The organism is Collinsella aerofaciens (assembly GCF_015556945.1).
Classification (GTDB): Bacteria; Actinomycetota; Coriobacteriia; order Coriobacteriales; family Coriobacteriaceae; genus Collinsella; species Collinsella aerofaciens_AO.
Window position 1 is genome coordinate 1 of record NZ_JADNNH010000016.1, and the last position, 16,857, is coordinate 16,857.

Annotated in this window: 11 protein-coding genes and 2 tRNA genes; 1 reads left to right on the forward strand and 12 read right to left on the reverse strand. The window is 58.5% G+C overall.

Features of this window, described 5'->3' with window-relative positions; all coding sequences use genetic code 11:
• Nucleotides 1-676: 676 nt before the first annotated feature.
• From I2F59_RS05795 to I2F59_RS05840, 10 genes are all read right to left on the reverse strand, one after another.
• Nucleotides 677-749 (reverse strand) — tRNA-Lys (locus I2F59_RS05795).
• Between the two features lie 28 nt (nt 750-777).
• The gene (locus I2F59_RS05800) at nt 778-2,058 is read right to left on the reverse strand and encodes an aminopeptidase (RefSeq protein WP_195503547.1); all 1,281 of its coding nucleotides are present in this window, start codon (nt 2,056-2,058) and stop codon (nt 778-780) included.
• Nucleotides 2,059-2,147: 89 nt separating this feature from the next.
• A complete protein-coding gene (locus I2F59_RS05805; protein ID WP_117746996.1) occupies nt 2,148-2,723 on the reverse strand; it encodes an ABC-2 transporter permease in 576 nt (191 codons plus the stop codon).
• Nucleotides 2,724-3,602 carry a phosphoribosylaminoimidazolesuccinocarboxamide synthase gene (locus I2F59_RS05810; protein WP_035136481.1) on the reverse strand — a complete coding sequence of 293 codons (879 nt, stop codon included), beginning with the start codon at nt 3,600-3,602 and terminating at the stop codon, nt 2,724-2,726.
• Between the two features lie 118 nt (nt 3,603-3,720).
• Nucleotides 3,721-5,286: a sensor histidine kinase gene (locus tag I2F59_RS05815; RefSeq protein ID WP_117848469.1), complete on the reverse strand. Its 1,566-nt coding sequence runs from the start codon at nt 5,284-5,286 to the stop codon at nt 3,721-3,723.
• Between the two features lie 11 nt (nt 5,287-5,297).
• Complete coding sequence (locus I2F59_RS05820) at nt 5,298-6,020, reverse strand: response regulator transcription factor (RefSeq protein WP_006236208.1); 723 nt, start codon at nt 6,018-6,020, stop codon at nt 5,298-5,300.
• 153 nt (nt 6,021-6,173) lie between these two features.
• Nucleotides 6,174-7,385: a twin-arginine translocation signal domain-containing protein gene (locus tag I2F59_RS05825; RefSeq protein ID WP_035136485.1), complete on the reverse strand. Its 1,212-nt coding sequence runs from the start codon at nt 7,383-7,385 to the stop codon at nt 6,174-6,176.
• Complete coding sequence (locus I2F59_RS05830; protein WP_006236206.1) at nt 7,385-7,648, reverse strand: TIGR03905 family TSCPD domain-containing protein; 264 nt, start codon at nt 7,646-7,648, stop codon at nt 7,385-7,387. Before I2F59_RS05830 ends, I2F59_RS05825 begins: the two co-directional genes overlap by 1 nt.
• Nucleotides 7,649-7,776: 128 nt before the next feature.
• Nucleotides 7,777-9,123, reverse strand: coding sequence for an adenylosuccinate lyase (gene purB, locus I2F59_RS05835; protein ID WP_195503548.1), 1,347 nt, complete (start codon nt 9,121-9,123; stop codon nt 7,777-7,779).
• A gap of 425 nt (nt 9,124-9,548) precedes the next feature.
• Nucleotides 9,549-9,623: transfer RNA gene (locus I2F59_RS05840), tRNA-Gly, on the reverse strand.
• A gap of 297 nt (nt 9,624-9,920) precedes the next feature.
• Here I2F59_RS05840 and I2F59_RS05845 point away from each other — a divergent pair.
• Entirely contained in the window at nt 9,921-13,352 is a 3,432-nt protein-coding gene (locus tag I2F59_RS05845; protein ID WP_195503549.1) for a SpaA isopeptide-forming pilin-related protein, read from the forward strand.
• 66 nt (nt 13,353-13,418) lie between these two features.
• Here I2F59_RS05845 and I2F59_RS05850 read toward each other — a convergent pair whose 3' ends face one another.
• Nucleotides 13,419-13,637 carry a hypothetical protein gene (locus I2F59_RS05850; protein ID WP_022094153.1) on the reverse strand — a complete coding sequence of 73 codons (219 nt, stop codon included), beginning with the start codon at nt 13,635-13,637 and terminating at the stop codon, nt 13,419-13,421.
• A 21-nt stretch (nt 13,638-13,658) separates the two neighbouring features.
• A complete protein-coding gene (locus I2F59_RS05855; protein ID WP_195503550.1) occupies nt 13,659-16,748 on the reverse strand; it encodes a hypothetical protein in 3,090 nt (1,029 codons plus the stop codon).
• Nucleotides 16,749-16,857: the final 109 nt, after the last annotated feature.

The following is a 16,857-nucleotide window of genomic DNA, read 5'->3' on the forward strand; positions in this document are numbered from 1 at the left end:
CCTCTCGGCGGCCTTGCGAAAAACAAATCCAAGTTAGACCATTTCAAATGGTTCGATGTCTGCCCGGATGCGACACTGAAGTGAGTGTCCATCCTCGCAGTATCCGGTTCTCAAGGTGCACGCCCCGCGGCTGATCCGGTCCGACCGGGCCGCGCGGCAAGGAGATATATTGCCAGACCGGAGGGGCCCCGCGGGCGGGAATCTGGCACTCCATATTTTGTTCACAAATGAATATGTCCCTCAGTCGCGTCCCTGAGGTTATAACTGAAGCATTGGCTTCTGATATTGGCGATGACCAGCTGGTTTATAGGTGTTAAGGCATCGGTCATCTCTGGAGCGCCACTTTACTCCAAAAGCATCAGCTATTTGTTTCCCGTCGGTAAAAGGCAGGTTTTGTTCGCCAAGCGTTCTTATATATAGAGAAGTTCGGGTTCGAACCCATGCACCGGCAACAAAAAAGCGATCAACCGGAGTTGACCGTCTCAACAATCTTTGGGTGGGCCGTCAGGGGTTCAGCCTGCTTCGCAGGCGGCCGCTGCGGCGCTTTCGCGCCTTGCGCGCTGCGCTGGCAAACGCTCACGCGTTTACTCAGCTCCGCGCCCCGACGGGTTCGAACCCATGAAAGGGCGACAAAAAAGACGGCCAACCGAAGTTGACCGTCTCAACAATCTTTGGGTGGGCCGTCAGGGGTTCGAACCCTGGACCTTGGGATTAAAAGTCCCCTGCTCTGCCAGCTGAGCTAACGGCCCGCGGGTGGCATTGTACCACGGTCTGGGACTATTCCCAACTCCATTGGCCGTTCTGAAAAATCACAACTTCACGTCCATCAGGCGTAATGCCCACAATATCGATGTCGTCCGTGCCGATCATAAAATCGACGTGCGTGCTCGAGACGTTAACGCCATGCTCCAGGAGCTCCTCCTTGGACATGTCATACCCACCCTCGATGCATTCGGGGAAACCGACACCTAGCGCGAGATGGCAGCTAGCGTTCTCGTCATAGAGCGTGTCATAGAACAGAACGCCGCTTTCGCGGATCGGAGTGTTCTTGGAAATGAGCGCGACCTCGCCCAGATGAGCGGCACCTTCATCGGTGTCAATAATGCTCGCAAGCGTTGCCTTGCCCACGCGGGCGTCGTAGTCCACCACGCGGCCGCCCTCGAACTTAATCCAAAAATCTTCGACTTTATTGCCGTGGTGGATGAGCGGCATGGCCGAGTACACGATACCGTCGGCGCGCATGCGATCGGGCGAGGTGAAGACTTCCTCGGTGGGAATGTTGGGGAAGAAGGGGTGTCCATCGGGCGTCTTGCCCTTGCCGCCGGCCCACTCGTGACCCTTCGTCATGCCAATCGTCAGATCGGTTCCATTTGCCGCGGTGTAATGCAAGTAGTCGAAACGATTGTCGTTCAGGAAACGCAGGTTCTTTTCGAATGCGGCGTCATGGAGTTCCCAGTCGCTCTCCGGGTCCTGGCCATCGGCGCGCGCGGTGTGCAGAATCGCATTCCACAGTTTATAGATTGCAACCTCATCGGCGTCTCCTGGGAACACCTCGTGCGCCCAAGCCACGACCGGAGCGCCGGCGATGCACCACGGATTGATGTTGTAATCCAGTCCACGGCGGAAAACTTTGCACTGCGTATTCCTCGCCTTTGATGCCGCGGCCGGCTTGGCTGGATCGATGCCCTTGAGGGCCGCAGGATCCGCACCTTCGATAAAGACAAAGCAGGCACCATCCTGGGCCAAGGAATCCAGCTGCATGCGCTTCCACTCGGGTGTCTGCTCAAAATAGCTTTTCTCGACATGCTCGTACGTGAGCCTCGTCACGGCATCATCGGCCCAAATGACCGTCACGTGGCCGGCGGCGGCAGCATAGGCCTCCGCGACCACCACGCGCGCAAACGGCGCGCACTCGACCGGAGACTGAACGACGACCTCCTGGCCGGGCTTGACGTTTACGCCCTTGCGGACGACCAGGCGCGCGTAGTTTTTAATCTTGGGCTCCAGGGCCTTCATGCCCTCCAGAGCCTCTTCGACCGTCAGGGCAGCTCGAATCATGTGCCACTCCATCTATCTATAGAACAGTAAAAAGGCGCGCCGCAAAAACGACGCGCCTTATATCTTAGCGATAAGTATGTATGCAAACGCTACTTCTTCTTGGAGTCCTTCTGGTCCTCCTCGGCAGCCGCGCGCTCAATAAGAGCGTTGAGCTTGTTCTCGGACATGCCCTCGGCCTGCGCGCGGTACATGTTGCGCAAGGGACGAATACGAGCGAAGTCGTAGATAAAGTCACCTAGGATGATGACATAGGACAAAACGATGCCGACCATCTGGACAGGGCTGGACACCATGCCAGCGGGAGCGAAGTACAGCGAGGCCCAAATTGCCACGACGAGCACCATGCCAATGGCGAGCACAATCCACCAGATGCGACGGCGCTTGGTGTAGTCCTCGTCCTGCTTGAGGAGGATATTCGACACCGTATAGATGCGGTCCTCCTTGGCGCGCTGCTTGGCCTTGCGGGCGCGCTTCTCCTCTTTAGAGAGGCCCTCGAGGTTCTCGCCCTTCTCGAGCTCTTTGCGGCGTGCCTTAGACGAAGCCGGCACGATGCGAACGGAGCTCGCTGCTTGGCGGGCGGGCTTAGCAGATGCGGCAGACTTGCGCGCAACCCCGGTAACTTCGTGGGATTGCGTGCGCTTGTTCGTGGCGCTACGGGTACTCACTTATGCGTTCTCCTTCATGCTTGTGAACTGGGAGCCGGTGATGATCTGGAAGGCCTCGCGATAGCGCTCGGACGTGCCATCGATGACCTCGGCGGGCAGGTGCGGGGTCTCCCCCGTCATATCCCAGTTGGCCTTGAGCCAATTGCGGACGAATTGCTTGTCGTAGCTAGGCTGGATCTTGCCCTCCTCGTAGCTGGCAGCAGGCCAGAAACGGCTGGAGTCGGGCGTGAGGCACTCGTCGATCAGCGTGACCTTGCCATCAATAACACCAAACTCGAACTTGGTGTCGGCAATGATGATGCCACGGGTCGCGGCGTACTCGGCAGCGGCTTTGTAGATCTTGAGGGAAAGGTCACGAATCTGCGTGGCGATGTCCTCGCCCACGATCTCGCAGCAACGCTCGAACGAGATGTTCTCGTCGTGGTCACCGATCTCGGCCTTCGTGGACGGCGTGAACAACGGCTCGGGAAGCTTGGAAGCCTCGGTCAGGCCCTCAGGCAGCTGGATGCCGCAGACGGTGCCGTTCTCGTCGTAGGTCTTCTTGCCCGAACCGGTCAGATAGCCGCGGACGATGCACTCGATAGGAATCGTCTGGGCCTTCTTAACCAGCATGGCGCGGCCAGCGAGGTAGTCACGATACTCAGCAAACTCCTCGGGGAAATCCGCCGGGTCGATGGAAACGAGATGGTTGGGGACGATGTCGGCAAACTTATCGAACCAGAATGCCGAGATGCGATTGAGCACCTCTCCCTTAAACGGAATCTCGTCGGGAAGAATGAAGTCGAACGCAGAAATGCGGTCGGTGGCGACCATCAGCAGGTTTTCACCGGCATCGTAAATATCACGAACCTTGCCACGGGAATCCGGACGACGCTCCATCGTTGTCACGTGAGTCACTCCTTACCTAAATACGACAGAAATGCGGGTTCTTTCCCGCATGTTTTCGCAAACTCGGAGCGGCAGGGACGCGGCCCCTCCTTCACCGAATAGCGAAAAGCTAGTGCTCCATTGTAGTAGATGCCGCGTCTGCCGTGTGCTCGCGGGGCAGATGAATTGTAAAAGTCGTACCCTTTCCAAGCTCCGACTCCACGGATATGTAGCCATGGTGACGCTCGACAATCTGCTTGGTCACGGCGAGGCCGACGCCCAGGCCGCCAGCTTCGCGGGCGCGGCTGGCATCGGCGCGCCAAAACCGCCCGAAAATGCGCGACAGATCGTCCTTGGCAATACCGATGCCGGTATCAGAAACGGCAATGCTGACGTGCTTGCGGTCACTGAGCACCGACACCACGACCCAACCGCCCTCGGGGGTGTAGCGCATGGCGTTGCTCATGAGGTTGATAACACATTGCGTGATCATGTCGGGATCTGCCTCGACAACGTCATCGTGGCCCTGCGTCTCATCTGCAAAGCGCAAACGCAGGTCACGGTCGGCAAACAGGCGCTCCTGGCCATTCACAATCGATCGCACGAACGGAACCATGTCCACCGGTTCTAGATTGAGCGGAGCCGTGCTGTTTTCCATACGCGATAGGTCGAGCATCTGCTGCACCAGACGAGCCAGGCGACGCGTCTCGGAAGCAACGGTCTCCAAATGCTCATCGTCGGTGGGATACACGCCATCCTGCATGGCCTCGACCGTTGCGAGCATGGCCATAAGCGGCGTGCGAAGCTCGTGTGCAACGTCTGAGGTCAGGCGCTTCTCGTGTTTCATATCCTTCTCGAGCGAAGTGGCCATCTCATCGAAGGTCTCACCCAGCTGATCGATCTCGTCATCACCGCGCAGTCCCGTGCGAGCCGACAGGTCGCCGTCACGGATTTGCTTTGCGGTACTGGTGATGCGATGAATCGGCTTGGTGAGCATGCGCGACACGAGCGATCCGATAACGACCGAAATGCAGATTGCAACAACCGCGGCGAGGGCCATGGCGTTAAAGGTCTTCTCCCTAAACGCAGAGTCCGCCTTGGTGAGCAGAGCGTCGGAGCCGATGGCCCACAGCTTTACCTGTCCGACATGCTCGCCGGAAGACGTTACAATCTCGACGTTAGCAACGCTATCGGAGTCGGTTGGAGCAGACGAGACCGGGCTATGCGATGCCCTCTTGCCGCTCGTGTCGTCGGTCGTAGCCTGGTTTTCGCGTACATCGGCGGTGGCGCTTGCCGAGGGCCAGGAATCGTCATAAACGATCACGCCCTTTTTATTGACGACCTGCATGCCCAGATCGTCGGAAACCAAACTCGACGTTGCGACCGTGCGCAGTTCTCCCGCGGTCCAAGAGCCGTTTTCCTCATATGAGGTCGCCAACTTCTCGGCAGCGGAATTTGCGATTTCGACGATATTGGAGCGTGTGTAATCCGAAAAGACCGTGCCCCACACAACAGAGACAACGCCCACCAGCACCAATACTGTCATGAGCGATGTCAGAGCAAAAGCAAGTGCCATGCGCGAGGGATAGCTCATCGTTGGCCGTGAATCGGAACGAGGCGTGTTCCAACTAGCCTTGGAACCCGCCTCGCTCTCCTGCTTGTGCTTTTGTCCGATTTCAAAGCGCGCAGGTGTCATATGTGATTTCCCTATTTCTCGTCCGACTTATCGGTCTTGGCCGGAGCCTCGAAGCGATAGCCGACACCATGGACGGTGTAGAGCCACTTGGGCTTCTTGGGATCATCGCCCAGCTTGGCGCGAAGATTCTTCACGTGGCTATCGATGGTGCGCTCATAGCCCTCAAAGTCATACCCGAGCACTTTCTCGACCAGCTCCATGCGGTTATACACACGGCCGGGATGACGGGCAAGCGTGGTGAGCAGCTTGAACTCGGAAGCCGTCAGATCGACTTCCTTGCCCTCGACCAAGATCTTGTGGCCCGAGATATCGATGACCAGATCGCCGAAGTCGAGTACCTCGACGGCGGGCTCGTCGGCCTGATGGGCACGGCGGAACAGAGCGCGAACGCGGGCGACGAGCTCGCGCGGCGAGAACGGCTTAATCAGATAGTCGTCGGCGCCGAGCTCAAGACCGATAATACGGTCCTCGATCTCGCCCTTAGCCGTCAGCATGATGATGGGGACATCCGAGGTATCGCGAATGGTGCGGCAAACGCGCTCGCCGGGGATCTTGGGGAGCATAAGGTCGAGCACGACCAGGTCGAACTGATGCTTCTCGAACTCCTCGATCGCGGACTGGCCGTCGCCGACGCCCACAACCCAGTAGCCTTCGCGCTCGAGATAGGCAGCGACGGCGTCACGGATTGCCTTCTCATCCTCGACCAGCAGAATCTTTTTTGCATCTGAAGCCATAACACGGCCCCCCTGTCTCAATTAGCTAAGAACAAGCCCATTTTAACGCACCTGAGCCCGCCGGATGCCGCTATGACGCGGCAGCTCGGCGGGCGGTACTCACAATTACAACGCGTTTATTCCCCTGTTGGCGCCTTTTTAACCCCTCTAAGCTTAAAGAGAGAATAGACGTGCAGTGACCGTCTCTGGTATACCCTGGCTGTTGCGCACCGTGGCGTACGTAAGGAATGAGTCCGATTTTCCCGCCGTAGCTGGATAATCGCCATACTCCAAAGCGCGGTCGGGCGACAGCAGCGAGCCATAGGTCTTGGCAGAGGTGTCGATCAGGAAATGCGACGCCTGTACCTTAACAAGGTATTTATTCTTCTTGCCAGCCGCACATGCGAGCGGCTCGCGGGACAGGAAGAGGTACGGCCCTCCCTCATTACCGATATATGTGCCCATATTGCCCAGGCTGCCCACGCCACTATAGGCCGCCTCGATAGAAAACACGAAGGTATCGCCCATATATACGGCCTCGAAAGGCGAGACTGACGAGGGAAGGACTAGCTGGGCACGTTTGGTGTTGTTGCCGTCGGTCAGATCGATTGCCGTTATGCCGTAGTAGACGCCCTCGTCGTTGCGGACACGCGGCGAGATGGTCAAAATGCCGTCGCTCGCGCGCGGGGCCGATGCAAAGCGGCCCGTCGATTTCCAAATTACCTCGGCCTTGGATTCATCAAGCGAGCGACGATAGCAAAACGAATCACTACTCGTTTTATTGCCGCCTGCCGAAGGCATTTTATACCAGATGACTGATGCCCCGAACGCCGTAAACAGCGGCGGATCGTAGTCCTTGCCACCTCGATCGAGCTCAACCACGTCGCCAGAGAGCGAAGCGCCCGACAGATTTTGAGCGTAGAGCTTCCACGATGAATTGGCAAAGTTCATCTCAACCCACGCGAATACGCCGTCGCCGGCACGGACATCGTAGAATGCATATCCCGTGCCCTCGATAGGATCCTCGATTAATGTGGTAAGCGAGCCATCGCCCAGGTTGAGCACACCGAGCGTGTTGGCGTGCAGTGCCGATGCGGGCGCCATCATTGCCGCGGCGTAATCGCCGTCGCAGTAGTACAGCAGCGTACCCAGAGGCAGCGTCCACGACGCCGCCGGCTCAAGATCGATGTCGACTGCCTCGTACTCATCCGTAATCGAGATGATTTTGGAATCATCCTTGATAACCTGCGGCTCGCCGGCGGCATCATCGCTGGTGCCCGTTTTTTTCGAGCATCCGGCAAGCACCGTGGCAGCGCCCGCGGCAGCCCCACCGAGTACAAAGCCGCGACGCGATATTCCGTTCTTGATGTGATCGGCGATACCCATTAGGCGATCTCGGTGCGAGCGGCCTCGATAGCGCGTGTAAGCTGGTCGGCGCAGGAGGTCTTTTTCATACCGCAGGTATTACCGGCGAGAACCTCGATTACGCGATCGGCAGGAGCGCCCTCGACCAGCTTGGAGATAGCCTTGAGATTGCCGTCGCAGCCGCCGGTAAACTCAACGCCCATCACCTTGTTGCCGTCATCGGAAAGATCAAGGTGAATATTGCGAGCACACACGCCCTGAGGCTTGTAATCAAACGAAATCATGCGATCCCCTCTCAGAATGTTATTCGAGACGACTATTATCCCCGTCTTTCCCTAAATGCAACGAGGCGCTTTGCCGGCAACACACATTACCAGCAAAGCGCCCTAAAAAGCTAACGTTATGCCCGAACCTACTCGAAGCTCAGCTGCTCCAGACGATCAAAGACCGTGTCGATACGGGTGAGGAAGTCCCACGGATCAAAGATCTCGTCGAGCTTCTCCTGACTGACGGTGCAGCGCGGGTCGGCCTCGAGACGCTCCTTAAAGGTGGGGCCGGAGACACAATCCTGTACCTCGTGCCAGGTTGCCATAGCGTTCTCCTGCACAATGGCGTACGCGTCCTCGCGGGTGATGCCCGTGTCGACGAGGGCGAGCAGTACCTTGGAAGAGAAGATGAGGCCGCGGGTCTTATTGAGGTTGGCCATCATGCGGGCGGGATACAGTTGCAGGCCGTCGATAACGCGAATGAGGCACTGGAACATGTGGTCGAGGGCGATGAAGCTGTCGGCCTGGGCGACGCGCTCGGCAGAGGAGTGCGAAATGTCACGCTCGTGCCACAGGGCGACGTTGTCGAAGGCAACCTGCGCGTTGGCCTTCACGACGCGCGACAGGCCGCAGACCTTCTCCATGGTGATGGGGTTGCGCTTGTGCGGCATGGCGGAGCTGCCCTTTTGACCCTTACGGAACGGTTCCTCGGCCTCGAGTGTATCGGTCTTCTGCAGATTGCGAACCTCGGTAGCGATGCGCTCACAGGTGGCCGCGGTGGTGGCGAGAACGCCGGCGAGGTAGGCGTGATGATCGCGGCTGATAACCTGCGTGGACAGCGGGTCGTGAACCAGGCCCAGGTGCTCGCAGACATATTCCTCGACAAACGGCTCGATGGAGCTGTACGTGCCGACAGCGCCCGAGATGGCACCAAAGGCAACGTTCTTGCGGGCATCCTCAAGACGGTCCAGATCGCGCTTGAGCTCCCAGGCCCAAGAGCCAAACTTCATGCCAAAGGTCATCGGCTCGGCATGGATGCCATGAGTGCGGCCGGCGCAGAGCGTGTTGCGCTCCTCGAAGGCGCGACGCTTGCAAATCTCGCCGAGCTTCTTGACGTCCTCGATGATCAGGTCGCAGGCCTGGGTGAGCTGGTAGCACAGGGCCGTGTCGCCCAGATCCGAGCTGGTCATGCCATAGTGAACCCAGCGGCTGGGCTTGAGGTCGCCCTCGGGAACATCGGCATCGATGTATTCCTTCATGTTGGTCAGGAAGGCAATGACGTCGTGGCGCGTGACTTCCTCGATCTCATCGACCTTCGCCTTCTCAAAGTTGGCATGGTCGCGGATCCACTGGGCCTCGTCTTTGGAAATACCGATCTTGCCGAGCTCCGCCTGGGCCTCGCAGGCCAGAACCTCGATTTCCTGCCAAATGGCGTACTTGTTCTCGAGGGAGAAGATGTGTCCCATCTCCGGGCGGGTATAGCGATCGATCATAGCGGCTCCTTTTTGGTTATTGGCACGTTGGTCGTAACCCAACCATTGTACCGTGCGCAGGTGCAAGTATGGGCAGCAGGCATTAACCTAACATTTTGGAATTGGAACGAGCATGGGGACGTCCGCGCATTTGCTTCGCAAATACGCACCGGCTGCGGTCGGCAGACCCGGTCCGCGCACACGCACGGGCACAGCGGGTTGGACCCGACGTTCCCGAGGTCCCCCGTACTCGATGGAGCGGGCAACGGGACATCCGCGTATTTGCTTCGCAAATACGCACCGGCTTCAGGCGCCTGTCGGCGCCTTCGCCTGCTCGCTACAAACGCTTCGCGTTTGCTTAACGCTCGCACCCTGGCGGGTTCGAGTCCCGGCGCTTGGTAGTAAAAAGCACGGCAACGTAACGCTGCCGTGCTTGTGCTTTTTACTGGAGCGGGCAACGGGACTCGAACCCGCGAGTGTCAGCTTGGGAAGCTGATGCCTTACCACTTGGCGATGCCCGCTTGTGTGTTGGCTAGTATAACGCGGTTGTCTTGTTCGATACAAGGGTGGCGATGCTTGTTTTAGCTGTGGAGATTCGTTTGAAAATCGCGTCAATTGTGGAGATGAGGACCTTTGACCTCCTGTTCTCCCTATCTTCTACCTGCGCTTTTGCTTGATTGTTGTATTTGAGCTCAATTTGTCAGGAATTGGGCAAGCTTTTGGTCAGGCTCCGGTACTTACCCGCATGAACCTCGGGGGTAGCCTCATCCTACGCGTCGCAGCCTCCCCATGCGGCGCACGAGGGATAAGGAGCAGCCATGTCCAACGCACCCACGCACTCTGTCCACAGCGCAATCGCAACAGGTCCGCTGCTCCTGCTCCTCTTCCTGCTTTTCGGCTGCCTGGCACCGAGAGCCGCATTTGCCGTCGATGGCTACGACCAACTCGGCTTCCGCACTATTAGCGATGATTGTGGGCCCTTCTTCATCGGCAAGTATGAAGCTCAAGACGCCTCGATTGCCTACTGCATGAACCAGGAGCGCCCCGGCCCCACCAAGCCGGGCGGCCCATGGCTCAACTTTGATCAAGGCTGGGTGTGGCTCGACGACGAGTTCGCGGCAATCGTTTGTCACGGATATCCTACCGCCACGTCGTTTGGCGGTTACCATCTTTCACCCGATCGCGCCCGCGCCGCAACCCAGCTTGCCGTATGGATGCTCAACGACACTACCCATGTCGACGGTACCTATTCCTACACGACCGCTCAGGGCAAAACCAAGAGCGGGCACTTTACCGCCGACAATGAAGTCGTGGCGGCTGCGCGGTGGCTCCACGACAACGCAAAATCAGAAAGCATCAAAGCCGCTCCGCACCGCGCGCGGCGCTATCTAGGAGCCGTATCGGGCGGCAGCAAACGTCAAGACATGCTCTATGTACTGCCGGCAGTCTCTGTTTCCTTCAAAAAACAGTCTGCAAACGCCGCCATTACCAGCGGAAACAATACTTATCAGTTTGACGGGGCAACATTCGATATTTTTGAGAGCGCCAGCGGCGCGCATGTCGGCACCGTCCAGATGGACAGCAACGGTCGAGCGCAAGCAACACTTCTGCCCAACACGGCATACTACCTAGTTGAAACGAAGGCGCCGGCCGGCTATGTCCCCCGCCACGATCGTATTGCCTTTACCACGGGGAATGACGGCGGGCGGGTCGCCATTGATGAACAGCCCGGCACCATCAACCTGCGTATCGTAAAACTCGATGCCGCGACGAATGCCGGCCACCAGGTGGGAGCTTCGCTCGCAGGAGCAGAGTTCACGTGTGTGTCGCAATCAACCCCTGGATGGGCACAAATCCTCACGACCGACGAAAGCGGTCGGGCCACCCTCGCCGATGTCCCCTTAGGAACCTTTACCATCTACGAATCAAAAGCCCCCGAGGGCTACCTGCCATCCAACGACAGCTGGACCTATACCGTTGGAGCCGACCAGCTCGGCGATTCAGGCGTGGTCGAGATCGAATCTCGCATTTCCGATATCCCCATTGCTTTTGACCTTGAGATTTCCAAATTCAAGGATTACGGCAATAGCGACCAATCCGGCCTGGAGCAGCCGGCGGGTGGTGTTGTCTTTGAGGTTGTCAGCAACAGCTCTCAGCAGGTTGTTGGCACACTGACCACAAACATCTATGGCTTTGCCTCCACCAAAGACCAGCCCGAAGCATGGTTCGGCACAGGTAAGCGACCCGCCGGTGTCCACGGAGCCGTCCCATACGACCGTGCCGGCTACACGGTTCGCGAGGTTCCGGAAACCGTCCCCGAGGGTTTTAAACGTGCAGGGGAATGGACCGTCGGGGCCAATCAGATTTCCAACGGCGCCGAGCTTCAATATATCGTGGACAACCACGCGCTGTCGACGCATCTCCAGATTGTAAAACGCGATGCCCAAACAGGCGCTTCTGTTCCACTAGCCGGATTCACCTTCCAACTCCTAGACAGCAATCACGAACCTGTCTCACAAATTTGCTGGTATCCAGCACATAACGTAATGGACACCTTTACGACTGACGCGACCGGGACCGTCACACTGCCCGAATCGCTCGTGCCGGGCACCTATTATGTACGCGAAACCTCGGCCAAAGAGCCCTATCTTGTCGGCGAGGAGATCGAGGTAAACATACCCGCCGACATGAACCTAACGCCCGTTGCAATCGCCTCGTATTATGACCACGCCGCGACCGGAAACATCAGGATCGTTAAAACCGATGCCGTAGACGGCAGCAGCCTCGCGGGCGCCGTCTTTGAGATCCGTGCCTCGGGTGATATCGTGCGCCCCGACGGTAGCATTGCCGCGCTCGACGGTGAGACTGTCGCTACCGTCACGACGGATGAAACTGGAGAAGCACGCGCGGACAACCTCCCGCTGGGATCTGGCACCGCACGCTACGAGGTTGTCGAGACTCAAGCGCCGGCAGGCTTCTTGCTCGATCGGACAACCCATATTGTCGACCTTACTTATGCCGACCAGAAAACACCCGTTGTAGAAGCACGGCTTAACGTATCCGACGATTACACCAAGGTTGATATCTCCAAGGTCGATGCAAGCGGTGAGCAGGAAGTGGAAGGCGCACAGCTCACCTTATATGGTCCCGATAAAACCGAAATAGACTCCTGGACCTCATCCGACAAGCCGCACCGCGTCGAACATCTTGCACCTGGCACCTACTCGTTGCGCGAAATGATGTCTCCGCGGACCTATGACCTTGCCGAGGAGATAACGTTTGAAATAAAAGATACGGGAGAAGTCCAATCCGTCGCGATGAAGGATGCGCCCATCGAGATCAAGGGGCAGGTCGACAAGCGTCAGGAACTTGTCCAACCTATCGAAAAGGGCCTGTTGGCTAACGGCGATGGTAAAAACCGCGCCACGACGCAAACCAATAGTGATGGGCTTTTCTCCTATACCATCGATGCTCGAAACGATTCCACTACTTGGGTTGATGAGTTTACGATTACCGATGATCTTGAGTGCGCCAAAGACGGCACGGCGAGATTCATCTCAATCGAAACCCCCGTCGCCATCGGCGACCTCAACGGTCTGTGCAACGTGTGGTATCGCACGACGCCGTTGGACTCGACAGACGTCGATGAACCGGCGAACGCGACACTTGACGATGGGCACGAAAATCCTTGGCTTGAGTCCGACGAAGTAAAAGAGAGCCTTGGTGAGGACTGTCGCCTCGTCGATTACGACGGCTGGCGCCTCTGGAAGGCGGATGTCTCGACCACGGAATCCACCACACTCGAGGCGGAAGAGCTCGACCTTGCATCCAATACCGTCATAACGAGCATTCGAATTGAATACGGTGCGGTAGCTGCCGACTTTACGACTCGAAGCGATGCGGATTCTTGGACTCGCGATGATCTCAAAGATGAGCACGACGACCTTGACGATGCCAAAGCAATCCTTGGCACAGACGCTCGGGGCGCAGTCGTGCACATGCAGGCAACGTCGGCTTATACGCCCCAAACCGCACTCACCAACAGCGCGCGCGTCGATCTTTGCCGCAACGGCGGCGGCGATAAACTTGAGTCACATGACGAGGACCGTGTCATTCAACGCTGTACCCTACCGCAGGACCTACCGGCAACAGGATCAGTTCCCATCGCCGCTTGCATCACCGCGCTCCTGACCTCGGGTGCCGCAGCCCTATGGTTCGCTCGCCTTAGGTCGATCCCAAAGAACCGCTAGCACGATGAAAAAGCGGGCGAGCCAGTCCCCCGGCTCGCCCGCTTTCAATCATTTGAATCGCCGTATCTACTCTGCAGACGAAGATCCACCATCAACGATTGCCTGCTCGGACTCAGGAATCCCATCGGCACCCGTGCTCTGTTCTTGCTCCACCTCTTCGCTGATTGCGGAGGCGGGGGTCGAGCCCTTCGCACCCACGATATAGGCAGCCCCAAATCCTAACGCAATGGCAATCAAGGTCAAAATCACGTAGACAGGCCAATGGCGCTTAATATACGAAAACACGTTGACTCCTTAGAGCTCCGTCTACGAACGGCGGATAACCTCGGTCACGACCTCGGATACCGTAGCAATGTTCGTCGGGTTGACATTGTGGGGCAGGTCGTCCTCGGTACGAGCGCAAGCCAGACGCGTGCCGTCCACGCCGGCGATGGTGAGGGCTCGGCGGCTCGCCTCGAGCGCGGCATAGGCATCGGTCTTGGCATAGGGCATCTCGAGCGCGCCACAATCGACATGGAACGACTTCCAGACCTTGCTGACCAGGTTCATGATGCGGCGATCGCCCTTGAGCAGTTGTTGTTCGCCCTCGACCGTCACAACCGAAAGCCTACCGGCGCCGACGGATTCAAGATTGATAAAGAATACGCCGCGGAGCTTATCGCGATGCGAAGCCAAGAAGGCCTTCATGCCGGCGCCATCACAATCCGAGGCGCCCGTTGCCACAAACCAGATATCGTGACCGAGCAGCTCATCATCGCCCATAGAGGCGACAGCCGCGAGCATATCTTCGGAAGAAGCGCCATCGGAAGACGTAGCGCCACCCTTCCAGCCATCGTTATCGTCCTCGAAGTTATCCCACGAACCGATACCGCGACCGGACTTCTTGGCATCGTAATCGTCTTCGACGCCCAGCCAGTCACTCATGCTGTCCTGCTCGTTTTTCTTTTTACGGCCGAACAGGCCACCCAGGCCGCGCTTACGAGACTTGGGTGCCGCCGGGGCGGGAGCCGAAATGGTCTCAATCGGCTGCGCGGCCGACGCAACGGGCATAGGAGGCGCAACGGGTGCCGATGTGGGTTCGGGACCTTGGGCGGTAGCAAAGGGGTCGTTGACCTGGGCAGAGGGATCGGGAAGGTCGAACAGCGACGTGCGAGACGCAACGTTTGCCTGCTTCATAGACGGCAGCGACGGATCGGGGACCGAAGCCAGCGGAGACGAGGAAGGTGCAGGCGACGGTGCCGACGCCGGATCGGGAACATTCATCTGCGGACGCGGCGATGCTTGGGAGGAAATCTGGGCCATAAGGGAATCGACCGTTTCGTCCTGGGTGGGAGCGACATCGGCAACCGTGGCACCGGAACCACTCGGGGTCGGCATGGTGAAAATCTGCGTGGAGTAAGGCCTCGACTCATCCGTTTCGAGAGTCTCGGAAACCACAGACACTTCCTCCTGCTCGGCCTCGGTCGAATCACCTTGATCGGCTGCCGCGTATTGCTCTTCGCCAGAGTTGGCCTCGACGGGCTCGTCCTCGGCGGCATCCTGAATTTCGGCAGCATCAATAGGCTCGTCATCGTCTGCCGCGTCGCCCTGCTCATCGGAAACAGGAAGGGGCTCGGCAATCGCGGTGCCTTGCTTTTCAAACGTTATCGTGGAATCGAACTGCGCGGCATCAAACGACATGGTGCTATCGACGTGCTGCTGAGCCTCGAAAGACGTCGTCGCCTCAACAACATCCGCGGACGCCGGTTGCTGGGACTCAAAGGACGTTGTTGCTTCGGCGGCGTCGACGGGCGCGGACTGCATAGCCTCGTTCTGCTCGAACTCTTGCGCCGCGTGCTCACGTGCCGCCTCGGCTGCCTGTTGCTGAGCGATAGCCTCCTGCTCGGCAGCCTCGCGTGCGGCAGCGCGCTTCTCCTCGAAATCGTCGACAAATTTCTTGCCCTTTGCAAGCGCACCCTTAAAGAAGTTGGAAGCGCTGGCGCCAATCGACGAGAACGCGGATGCAACGTCTTGTGCCAGCGCGGCGGGAGCCAAAACGTCCAGTCCTGCCGCGGGATCGATCGCGGACACCGCCTCGGGCTCGGCAACGGCAGCGGCAACCGCGGCAGACTCATCATCCACGGTGACAGCGGGCGCAGGTGCAGTCACGACGGGGGCAGGCTCGGGCTCAAACGTCGGCTCCTCGCCCTCCTCGTAATCGAGCGTGCAGGACTCGGGAAGCATTCCGAGCGCACGGATGGCATCCGAACCAAAGCGGATGTTGCCGGCGGCATTGCGATAGAGCTTGGGCTCGGGCTCGGCCGCGACAGGCTCCTCCACCGGCTCGGCAGCGGAAACCTCGTCATTGAACTCTTCAGCCTGGACAGCCTGATTCTGATCCTCGGGCACGATGGCGCCGATCAGCGTCTCGTCGGCAGACGCACCCTCAAAGCCCTCGATCTGCTCGTCGAAAGCCTCACCCTGTTCGGGCTCGGTCTGAGTGTCGGGAGCAATCGGCTGACCGAACTCGTCCTCGGCGTAGGTAGGCTCTTCGTACTCGATGGTGTTGCCGTAGTCGTTTTGCTGCTGGGCCGCGGCATATTCCGCCGCTGCACGCGCCATTTCCTCGGCACGGCGCTTTTGCTCCCCAAAATAGGTATCGAACGGAACATCGTCGGGAAACTCGTTTTCGCCCTGGAAGGGAGCAACGTTGTCCATAACGCCGAGCATAGCGGCGACAGAAGACTTGTTGCACACCGCGCCGGACGTATAGGGAAGAATGTGGCGGTTAGAGATGATGTTTGCCGCGTTGGCGAGCGCAACGAGGGAAGCGAGGATCGCGACAATCCACAGCAGAACCTTGAGCGCGCCGGGGAGCGGCAGGATGCGCAGGATGGCAACGGCAGCGGGGGCAACCGTGGCAACGGGCAACAGCTTGGCGATGAGCGCACGATACGAAGCATAGGGCTCGCGGGCGAGCAGCTCAGCACGGGGAGAGTCGTAGTGTGCGACAACGACCACCGGGCGGTTGCGCGGAGACGCGAGCGGGCCCGAGGCCTTGTGGTAGGCGATGACATTTTGGCTCACGCCCGTCTTGCCCAGGCGCGAAACCACGGGATGCCCTGTGCGCTCGAGCACGTAGAGCACGGCACCGACAATGGCCAGCAAGGTGCCGACCAAGCCGATACCGCCGCCGATGCCCATCAGCAGGGCGCCGGCAAACGCAAGAATACCGGTAACGGCAAATGCCAACCTACTGGGCGCCGGGGCATTGAACTCCTGAACCTCGGGGTCAAAGCCGTGGTTGCGGAAGATCTGAGCGATATCCTCGGCAGCCAAGCGCTCTTCTTCGCTGCATGCCGGCGTAATGCCGGTGTTCTGCAGCAGGTGGTTAATATAGTTCTGGGTGTTCGCCATGTGCGCTCCACATCCATAATCCGACAAATAGGCCCAATGCATGCACATTAGAACCGTATATAGTCGAAAGTATACCCCGAGCGAGCGCAAACGACCGAATTCGGGCCAT

Coding starts and splice junctions, on each gene's coding strand:
- I2F59_RS05800 (WP_195503547.1), bottom strand. CDS start 2,058: ATGATTCGAGCTGCCCTGACGGTCGAAGAGGCTCTGGAGGGCATGAAG.
- I2F59_RS05810 (WP_035136481.1), bottom strand. CDS start 3,602: ATGGAGCGTCGTCCGGATTCCCGTGGCAAGGTTCGTGATATTTACGAT.
- I2F59_RS05815 (WP_117848469.1), bottom strand. CDS start 5,286: ATGACACCTGCGCGCTTTGAAATCGGACAAAAGCACAAGCAGGAGAGC.
- I2F59_RS05820 (WP_006236208.1), bottom strand. CDS start 6,020: ATGGCTTCAGATGCAAAAAAGATTCTGCTGGTCGAGGATGAGAAGGCA.
- I2F59_RS05825 (WP_035136485.1), bottom strand. CDS start 7,385: ATGGGTATCGCCGATCACATCAAGAACGGAATATCGCGTCGCGGCTTT.
- I2F59_RS05830 (WP_006236206.1), bottom strand. CDS start 7,648: ATGATTTCGTTTGATTACAAGCCTCAGGGCGTGTGTGCTCGCAATATT.
- purB (WP_195503548.1), bottom strand. CDS start 9,123: ATGATCGATCGCTATACCCGCCCGGAGATGGGACACATCTTCTCCCTC.
- I2F59_RS05845 (WP_195503549.1), top strand. CDS start 9,921: ATGTCCAACGCACCCACGCACTCTGTCCACAGCGCAATCGCAACAGGT.
- I2F59_RS05855 (WP_195503550.1), bottom strand. CDS start 16,748: ATGGCGAACACCCAGAACTATATTAACCACCTGCTGCAGAACACCGGC.